General features: G+C 40.8%; 6 protein-coding genes. 2 read left to right on the forward strand and 4 right to left on the reverse strand.

Annotated features, from left to right (window positions below):
• Positions 1–986, reverse strand: a 986-nt coding sequence (locus tag ENN47_01935; GenBank protein HDP76947.1) for a hypothetical protein, incomplete at its 3' end; no start/stop codon positions are given.
• Between the two features lie 115 nt (positions 987–1101).
• Entirely contained in the window at positions 1102–5028 is a 3927-nt protein-coding gene (locus tag ENN47_01940) for a cadherin-like beta sandwich domain-containing protein (protein HDP76948.1), read from the reverse strand.
• Positions 5029–5596: 568 nt separating this feature from the next.
• On the opposite strand from ENN47_01940, the gene ENN47_01945 reads away from it, so the two are divergent.
• Both ENN47_01945 and ENN47_01950 read left to right on the forward strand, forming a co-directional pair.
• Entirely contained in the window at positions 5597–6370 is a 774-nt protein-coding gene (locus ENN47_01945; protein ID HDP76949.1) for a winged helix-turn-helix domain-containing protein, read from the forward strand.
• A gap of 311 nt (positions 6371–6681) precedes the next feature.
• Complete coding sequence (locus tag ENN47_01950; GenBank protein HDP76950.1) at positions 6682–7311, forward strand: hypothetical protein; 630 nt, start codon at positions 6682–6684, stop codon at positions 7309–7311.
• Between the two features lie 316 nt (positions 7312–7627).
• Here the strand turns inward: ENN47_01950 and ENN47_01955 are convergent, their stop codons facing one another.
• The gene (locus ENN47_01955; protein ID HDP76951.1) at positions 7628–9148 is read right to left on the reverse strand and encodes a hypothetical protein; all 1521 of its coding nucleotides are present in this window, start codon (positions 9146–9148) and stop codon (positions 7628–7630) included.
• Positions 9149–9153: 5 nt separating this feature from the next.
• Positions 9154–9996: a hypothetical protein gene (locus tag ENN47_01960; protein HDP76952.1), complete on the reverse strand. Its 843-nt coding sequence runs from the start codon at positions 9994–9996 to the stop codon at positions 9154–9156.
• Positions 9997–10363 lie beyond the last annotated feature (367 nt).

Genomic DNA, 10363 nt, shown 5'->3' on the forward strand with positions numbered 1-10363 from the left:
CTGTCGTATATTCCCGCCCATACTCCCTGGTATTTGTCCTCCGCAGGCGCAATATCGTATGTTTCAATATATTCGCCTTCTCCTCCAAGTACGCTTCCATAGCTTCTGGCAAACAATATGAAGTCTGGAAGATCCACCTTGTTGCTATTATCAAAGTCACCAATCAGTTTGGGACCGCCTATAGTAATTTCACCATCATGAAACGTTGTTTGAATCATTCCAGTGTTTGCATCGCGTAGCTCTCCCGAGAGTCCAATCAATGTCTTTCCCTCTACTAGACTGGCCATGAAATGTATCTGGTAGATATATTCACTATTGACACTCTTTGCCGAGTTGAAAGCAGTAGTTATCTTAATACTGTTTTCTGTGTGTTGAACTATTAGTAGTCCCGTTCCGAATGAGTTTAGAGGAGTTACTCCCTGTTCTCCCTTGGATTTGTCTATGATTATGTATTGTGGATCGTAAGTTATGGTGATCTCAACTCCGGCGAATCCATTGACGTTTTCAGCGTGGACAAGAAAGTAGCCTTCAGAAGCCTTGTCTATGCTTCCGTCTACTATGCTTATACCATCCGGGAACGGAGGCTTTGCCTGAGGTTTCGGCGAAGGTATTTCAAGATATTTAGCAGAAGAAGATATCACCAGGTTTTTCAAGGTAGTGAAATTACCGTCTATTCTGGCTATCTCTTCCCCTTCCATTATGTTTGATGAAGTAGAAACTATTGCTATTCTCGTTGTGCCTTCATCGCTTTGAGTTACTATCTTCAAGAGGGAATCGCCAACTGTTATTGCTTCTTCTTCGATAGAGGCTGCCACTATCACATCTATCCCCGTAAGTTCCTTCAGCGCCTTAATGGATATTGAGCCGTCCTCATTCAGAATTAAGGAAAGCTCTTCAGAATTAACTGCTTTCTGGTCTAAATGGAAACAACCTCCAATTAACAGAACCAGCAAACCAATGGCGACAAATCTGATTGCCCTTTTCATCCAACTACCTCCCCTGGCCACTTATCTACTCGCTTTCCGCTATTTATTGACTATGAATACTTGTCTAACCTATGAAACAGTCTGAATCTCAAAAATACCGAACATAAGTCCGGTATTACTTCACAATGAAAAGTCCCTGATCACTTGAATCAACCGGAATTTCAACCAAAGCAGTATCAACAAATGAGACACTGCTGAAAACTGCGGCAGTCCTTCCTGTTATAGCCTTTGTCTTCACGTAGATAAACCAGAGATTCCCATCGGCAATGTTCTTCCCAGCAGAATTTTTGTAGGCTCCACTCAGATAAACGGTGGACCCGGTAGTATCCTTAAGTTTCATTATTGACAGGAAATCCGTACTAATAGCTTTGTATTCGCACCAGGGTTCGAAGTCTGCAAATGTTGCCTCGGGATTAGATGCAAGAAATTCGCTAAGGGTATGACCATCTCTATTCAGAAATTCCATGTAGTTTGTATCTATTTCTATTTCTAATTCAGACCCCGCTACAACCCCGATACCTCGTACTTGTACTGCAATCGTTGCTGGATCTGAAGGTTGCTTATCCAGTAGATTATCGATTATGTGTACGGATTTGTCTGCGAGAACTTCTTCTATCGTAGAGAAAGCAATTACTCCAGAATCCGTTGTGACCGATCCGTTTGAAGCGACAACTTTCCAGTAGAAGGTAAATCCCTTAATCACATCTGGATAATACTCCTCAAGAGTTGTTCCATCCATGACCTTAATAAGGTTATCGCTAGAGTATCCGAAGTAAACATCATAAGTTACGGGTGACCCATCTGGATCAACAGCGTTCCATTCGAGCTTCAAATCTACTGGCTGATTCACCGCACCGTTAGCCGGCAGAAGTCTGTCAAATTCCGGCGCGTGATTCATTTCAAAATTGGCCACAAGATTACGGTTCTTCATGGCAATAAATGTGTAGACCGGCTCTTTGCTTACTTCAACTCCATCTTCCGTCCAGTTTACAAAATACTTTCCTTGACTGGGAGTAGCAACAACAGTCACTTCATCTCCTGAATTGTATGTACCCCCACCGCTAACTGATCCACCATCTATGGGATTTACAGAAAGGGTGATAGTGAACTCTCCTATAGACGGGTCGGTATCCTCAACGAAATCACAATCGATAAGCTTGTAAGCCTCGATTCCGCATGATACGCATCCAAGAGCTCCACACTCGGGAGTGAAGAGTAGTACGAGAAGGTTGTACTCTGTTCCAGCATCCATAAGTGGCTTGAGGTCAGGAAGCTCTATTTCCACATCTTCCGTGACCGCTGAATCAGAAATGAATGCCTTCTCTTTAATCATTACTCCCTTGGTCAGCATTTCATCGAGAGTGCCTGTGTCTGAAGTCTCAACCAGGTAGATTCTCACAGTTATCTTGGAGTCAAAGAATATCGTGGCTCCAATTGTCGCTGGATCGCCTTCGCCAACAACGCAAAGACCGTCTACAACTTTTATCTGGCTGTCTTCGGACTCAACTATCCAGGCATCTTCAAGGCTCGAAAGCTCGTACTTAACAAAGAAAGGAATCGTGCTAGTCGCATAATTGCCCTCAGAGTCAGTCGCGGCTACAGTTATGTTGTACTTTCCGCCTGGAATAGGATTGCCGATGTTGTCTTTCAATGTGTTGTTGGAAACAGTGTAAACCCAAGGCGCAGCTCCCCATTTGTCTTCAGGAATCTCTTCTGAGAAGGAAAGTCCCTCAACTACGTGGGTAACAGTGTACTCAGCAGCCGCAAGATCACCATCGGGATCGCTCACTGCCACCTGGAACCTTATGTTAAGGTTTTCAGCACAGGGCTGAAAAACCATGAAGTCGTCTGTCGTAAAGTTGAGCTTGGTTATCTTTGGAAAAGGACCAACCGGCGGTCCTTCTTCAGCAAATACTGCGTTCGCAGTCTTATGAGAAGTCATCACAACAGTTGTCGGATTCTCAAAAACATTTGTACCACCAACAACCCACTTGATGAAATGCCAGCCAAGTGCAGGAGTTGCGGTAAGAACAACCTCAGTAACTTCATCGTACTCATGAGCTCCCACAGCTGGATCAACGGTTCCCTCACCGGTCTTCGTAATAGTAAGAATAAATACTTCCTTGAAGAACGCCTCAACACTTTGGTCTGCATCCATAGTGACTTTTATTGTTGGATTCGCTTTCTCTTCTTCACCGACTACCCACTTAACAAATTGCCATCCTGCATCGGCTACGGCTGTCAATGTCACTTCTGTTCCCGTTGTGTACTTTCCACTTTCATTAGGTGCAGGATCGGCAGTAACTTTTCCATTACCAGTCTTCTCAATCGTCAACACATACTGCGGAATATCTTCAAAAATTGCTGTCACGCTTTTATCTTCGTTCATCGTTATATTTACAGGATTTTCTGAACTTAATATGCCTCCGCTCCATCCAGCAAAAGTACACCCTTCTAAAGGGAAGGCTGTTAGTTGGATTACTTCGCCGTGAGAGTATGCGGGTTTATCCGGATTCTTGGTTACAACTCCTTGTCCAACCAAGGTTATTGCGAGCGTGTAAGTCTTCTTTACAAGAAAAACATCGACTGTCTTGTCGCCGTCAACATTCAGATTGTCTTTTGCATCGTTGTACCCTTCTTTGCTAACGGTGTAGGTTGCGTTACCTGAAGGCACTCCAGAAAAAACCGCCCTACCCAGGGAATCTGTATTCTTTGACTCACCGTTGAAAGCAATGCGCGCATCCTGAATCGAGCCCTGGTTGTCTTTCACGTTGAAGGTTACCATATATGTTGTTGGAGTCACTAAACAGAAGATGGCATGAATGGTATGCTCTTCAGAAACGTCATTGAAGGTATATGAATTGTCTGGACCAACTGACTGCCCATCTACTATGAGATCCCCAATAATATAGCCCTCGTTCGGTGTTATAGTAAAAGTCTTGTCCTCACCATGATTAACGAGCACAATTCCAGATGGTCTAATACTGCCTCCGTCCCCCGCCGTTGCTGTAATCGTGTACTTACTTGCAGCGAAGGTTGCGCCAACTGTTTTGCTTTTTTCCATAATAATTATTGCGGGATTTACAGAACCGCTAATATCTCCGCTCCAGCCTGTGAAGTTCCAGCCCTGCTCAGGATAGGCGGTCAGTTGGACAACGTCTCCATAAGAATAAGTGGCATTGTCCGGAGTTTTGTCCACTGTACCCTGACCAAATACAATGGTGGTTAGTATATAGGTCTTCAACTTGAAGTTCGCTACAAGAGCCCTATTTGCATTAGCGGTAAAGGAATAACTTGCACTTTTGCTAACCTGCACTCCATTAGCTGTCCAGTCAATAAATTCGTAGCCTTCATTAGCTGTGGCTGTCAGATTGATATGAGTTCCATGCAGATAGTTACCACTACCTGTTATGTTTCCCCCATCCGATGGATTCGAAGTTGCCGCTATAGAGTACTCAGGAATGAAGTGGATTGAATAGGTAGAGGTTGTAACTCCATTCTCGGCAGTTACAGTAATAAAAGCAGTAGCGGGAAGCTCGAGAACCTGCGTTATATTGATAGTTGCATTTGGGTCATTTGCAGTAGCTGAAATCGTTGGCAAATAAGCAGATCCCGCTGGAAGGATAACCTCGTAGTCTAATTTATCATTCTTAAATCCCGGAACGGGCATCTCGTTGTATTCAAGAGCCTTCAGAGAAGAATCATTATTCTTCTGCACAGTGAAGTATATATGATATGTGGTCACAGTTTCACCGTCTAGGGCAGTTACAATTATCGTAGTTGTTCCAGGAACCGTTTCCGCGTTAATCACTTCGATTGTTACGCCTTCGATATTTGGAACAGTGCTTATCGTAGGTACTTCAGTTGTTCCTCTGGGAAGCTCAATCGTATATTCTGTTATTTCTGGATCAAAATTAGGGACGGAAAGAGAATTAAACAATAAAGCCTTCAGGGTAGAATCTTTCATAGTCTGAATAGATGGACATCCAGCTAGCATTAAGAGAAGTACGAGAATCACAAAAAGAGAACTAAATCGTTTCACTATTTGGCCTCCTTAACAAACTGCTCTATTTATTGCGAATTATCAAAGTGATAGTTATTTACACCAAAAGGCTTCCCCGAACCAATAGACAACAATTCTCAGATCCATAATCCAACTGATAATCTGATTTAGATAAATATATTTCAACTGTATCAAATGTTACATTTATTTCAAAATAATAGGGGATTCATATTTGCATTGCAAACAACGCTGTACTCGTTCAAGGGATACCTATTTTTTGCTATACCTGCTTCAGGCATACCTTCTTCCGGTATACCTTTTTTTGATATATCAATTTCTGATATATCAGAATCTGCTATATCAGTTTTTGCTATACCAATTTCTGGTACAGCGACTTTCTAGGCGCCAATTTATGATTCATTCTAAAGACGCTCCTACAAAGGAAATCCACAGAGAAATTTATTTAAAAAAGTGCCCTGTCAATCTTGAGAAAACCCGTGTTATATCTATATATGTGTTATAATTAATACGATACATAATATAGATAAGAAAGGAGAGAGAAATTCTGTTAAAAGCCGCCCCATATATAACGTTCGGAAAGCGTGTAATGAAACTTCTATATATGTTCACCGTTCTTATAAACCTTCATAAGAACGGTTTCTGCACTCTGGACGATGTATATAAGGTGGCAAGACTCGTGGACTCAAATGCATGGAGAAGCAAAGAGAACTGGGCAAAAAGATTTCTTAAATCAAAGTATGTTCGGGGCATCTTTGGAGACAAAGTTTATCTAGCAAGCCAGCGTAAGATGTTCGGCGGTTTTGTTGTAGATATACCGGCATCTGAGTTGGATAGTTACAAGAAATTCGTTAAGGCGCTTGTTAAGCGTACTATCTGCAGATTAAAAATTCCTATCAGCTGTGAAAGCATCGCGAAGAAATTCAATATAAGCAAAAGAACTGCGCGCTACATTATCAAGGAACTTGAGAATGATGGTGTTATTAAAGTGAGCGAGATTTATGTTACCGTAAACACTCCAAACAGAACCGATAACGGCTTCAAACGCGAGAAAGACCTTCAGGTGAATTCATTACAACTATCAAATATGTACGGCATAAACCAGAATAAAATGCTTGGTACTAATGCTGCGGTCGCTAATTGTCACTCAATTACAAATGCGAACTATCGACTTCTCGGTAATCGTTGCTGTATATATTTTGATGGGAATGAGCTTTGGAGACACCTTGGGTTTGAAGGCCCGGTCGATTACGATGTGATAGCCAGAATGCGCGAAACTGCAAGTGGTGCAAGTCGCATTTATGGTTGTCTGAAATTCATGCGTCGGTATAGTCGAAACCAGGTGATGTATGCATATTCCTAGCGTTTTTTTCAACTATACATTTTTGCATGCAGTTTCGCTTGGTACTAATGCTACGCCCAATATAGGCAGCTCGTCTACAGCTGTTGCTAAGTATACTATTGCAGACATAACTATTGGTAGTTACCAGGATATATGCATAGAAGAGTATTGGCCTAATCGACAAGTAGTAAGCCAACAATATGACAGCTCACTAAACCAATTTTCGCGCGCGCAGCTTGGCTATGGTGCAGGTGAAGTTTGATGCGAAATATGCGGCGCATAATCAGGCCAAATTTAGTATGTCAATTGCCAATTATAGGGAGGGATAGATAATGTACAAATACTCAGTATTTAACCTAACAGACGCAAATTTAAACGCTTATAAGAGGGACTTCGAGGCCCATATAAAGGAAGATATCCAAAATACAATTGGTACTTTTATTGGTCTTAAAATGCAGTTCAGTCTAGATTGGGATTCAGAATACTTTACCGGCCTTGACCTTGCCTGGAAAATCGCGCGAGGTGAAGATGAGTATATGGATGATAAGGCCACTAAACACAATCTACGTCAATGGAAAGATAGCCTCGGACAGATGATACAAAAGAATGAAAATGCCAAGGTTAATGGCACCATCCTACCTAGAAGCTATGTTTTTCAGCCCTTGACGCGCAAGTATCTGTTTGACAACGTTGCAGATTATGCCTTGATATTGGCTGATATAAGAATTTCAGCCATGTTAGACGAATTTTTAGCAATTACCCAGGCAAGACTACTTGGCGGTTTCAAACAGCGCGAGAGTATCGTGCGCGAAATTCAAAGTGATTCGGTCAAATGGATAATAGGCGCAGATGGTAATTATATGATTAAAGGCAAGGATTACATTAGCATTCTTAAAGATAGAAACAGATGGTATTGGACAGATAACGTAAAGCGAACAAAGGACAGAAATAGAATCTCATAGTCCGTAGATGCTCTTAAAAAAACAACTGCCAGAACAATCAAAAAAGATACTAAAAAGCAAAAAGCATTCCTTTTTTTTGAACTCCAGTTACCGTCAACACATCTATCCCAATGGGGGCGTTTTATCAATTCAATCGAAGATAATTGATGAAAAATTAATTCATGTAAGCAGCTACAATTGTTATTTAGAAAGCATTACATAAATAATATCAATAATCTCTATTCACAACTTTCACAAACTAATAGCAAAAGAAGAGGTCAACTTAGTAAACAGTAATGTTCTAAGAACAACACGTGTTGTAATGAAATAGCTTGATTCATCCTAGCAGCTCATCAGAAGGTCTGCGTGATTTAAAACCATTTTTTGCTAAAAACTCTTCCACTATTGTTGGGGTAAAAACGAAGAACTCTATAATCTCTTTCCTAACATTATCAATGTTATTCGCACTAACCTCTTTTCCTTCAGTAAGAGCGGGAAAGGCATTAACCAAATCAAGAATATCTTGAACACCAAACAAAGAAACTTTTTGCGGATCCTCGCAGAGGTGCGAACAAGTGTTTGACTCCTCCTGGCATTTATCCTGATCATCAATTGTGAGATTCAAAGCCCAACCATCTTTTAATGCTTTCTCCAAATAACCCCATTTATTCTTTTTAGCTTTTGGGGCAGCATAATTTATTGCTTCAATAATTGCTTGTTCGACTTTCTGAGCTCTTGCAGGAATCTTTTCTCCGTAAGTCTTGTCAGAAAACATCTCTGAAAGATAAAAAAGGAACTTCTTTGACATTTGTTGGATATCAAATCCTTTCAAAGTAGCAAAAACAAGTATTAGCTTTAGAGAACTGTACGATGAAAAATAGAGTAAGTGTTCTCGTACTGATTTATCATCTATGGAACTTTCTTCTATAGATGCCTCAATGTTCTGTTCGTTAGTTAGTTTATATATATTCTTACTAACTAACAGAACATACATATAGGGATCCATAGACTTTTCTTCCATAGAAGCACCAGTAAACAACTGACTGATAAGTGCTTTAGTTTGAATATTGAGCGATTCAGCTCTAATAAAATGATCAAGAGCCTTTTCAATAGAGGCTTTACTCTTCTTCTTCTTGCTTAGCGACAGTTTGTGGTCAATCCAGTTTTTGTGGACCAAAGATTGTATTGTTTTACCAGCCCACTTATAAGAGATGTTGAGATGAGACTCGAGATCGCTATTGGTTATTGAAACTATATGAGACCCCTCCAGAAGCGCACGATCAAAGATGTGCTCTAAGACTATTTTTTCATTCGGGTTTAGTTCATTTTGACTTCGAACAAATGCAGGGAAATTTCTTAATGTATATAGGGCAATTTGCCAATCGATCGTTAGAGTGGACGGGTCATCTATGGAATTTTGTTCTATGGACTTGTGTTCATGTATGGAATGATCTTCTATAGACGGTTGTTCCTCTCTGGCAGTTTCTTCTATGGAAGTATGTTCCATAGTTCTTTCTTCTATAGCCGTTTCTTCTATACTGGACGATACATCCATAGACGTTACTTCCATGGTAGTATCTTCCATAGAACTATCTTCTATAGATTGTTTATCAGATACATTTTGTGAATCATCCTCAGATTCTTTTGATTTACTTGGTTTAATATCTGTATTGGCGGGTTTAGAATCCGGAGTTTCAGCAGACTCGGGGACTCCCCAAATGGACGCCACATCTTTTTCATAGGATTCGGCTTTTGATAGTAGGCGCGCCTGTTCAACACCAATTTGATTAACGTTTTCGCTCGAGTGAAGAATCTCTTCTAAGATCGTATCTTTCTTTTTCTTCGCTTTATCTGTCATTGAACTCATCCCTTGTGGAAGACAGCAGGATTGTCGATACGAGCAAATAACTCTCCGAGTAGGCCTATTAAAATATTTCTATGGTCTACAGCTATATTGTGGAGAAGATTTCTACGCGCGGCTATGTTCTCCACCATTCGAGAAGAAGTAGGAATGATTGTATTAAACGAGAAGCTGTCGTACTCCTTCTGAATTGCTTTCAATAATGAGGTCTGGAGACGATATCGCTTGTCATACGCGTTAACTAAGAGTCCTAACACATTCAATCGTGGATTCTGACTCTTCTTCGCAGTGACCAAGAACGTGAGCATATTACTTACGCCCAGCAGGGCGTGTTTTGTGAGAGTCAGGGGAATAAGGATATTGTCCGCCGCGACAACAGCATTTTGAGTAAAAATTCCCAACGACGGTGGGGTGTCAATAATTATCAGAGCGTAGTTATCTCTCACCCGATCTATAGCGTCCTTTAACCGCGTTCTTCCGTCAATCTGTGATGGCAGAGTATTGCTGATACTCTCAAGTTTTATCGAGGAGGGTATCACCACGATGTTCTTGTGCTTCGGAGAAGCTTGTAGAAGAGATACTCCACTAGTAGTTTCAATCACTGCGGGATTCTCATATAGCTCAAGAATGTTCACCGGTACTTCAACAGGATCTATGCCAAGCGCTTCTGTGGTGTTTGCCTGGGGGTCAGTGTCAACAACAAGTATAGGCAATTTGCGCATATTCTGTGGAAGTTCACTTGCATCGTTTTTCTGAAGCCAGGTAATAGTGCTTGCTACGGCAAGAGTCACCAGTGTTTTTCCAACTCCACCTTTATTATTAGCAACAGTTAATACAATCCCCATGCTGAAGACCCTCCATCACAAAATCTATGCTTTCAGTGGAAGTATATCACAAACTACAGTATATACATAACTTGTCATGAGAATTCTTAAACACTTTCTAGAAAAAGAACACAGAAGATTGACACACATACCACTCATGTTTTGAATGGATAAATATCCCCATATGTGAGGCAATCATCACAAACAATGAATAAAGGACTTGATTTCATATTAAGAAGCAAAGGAAACAAGACATTGGGAAAGCGGAGTAGATCAATTCAATACGAAAGAATTAAACAACACAGTTTGTGATGAATGAAAACAATTCAATGATAGTTAACTCAAAGATATCCATGGACTTTTATTCCATAGTACTATGGTCTATAGA

This window comes from Mesotoga infera (assembly GCA_011045915.1).
In the GTDB taxonomy this organism is placed as follows: Bacteria; Thermotogota; Thermotogae; order Petrotogales; family Kosmotogaceae; genus Mesotoga; species Mesotoga infera_D.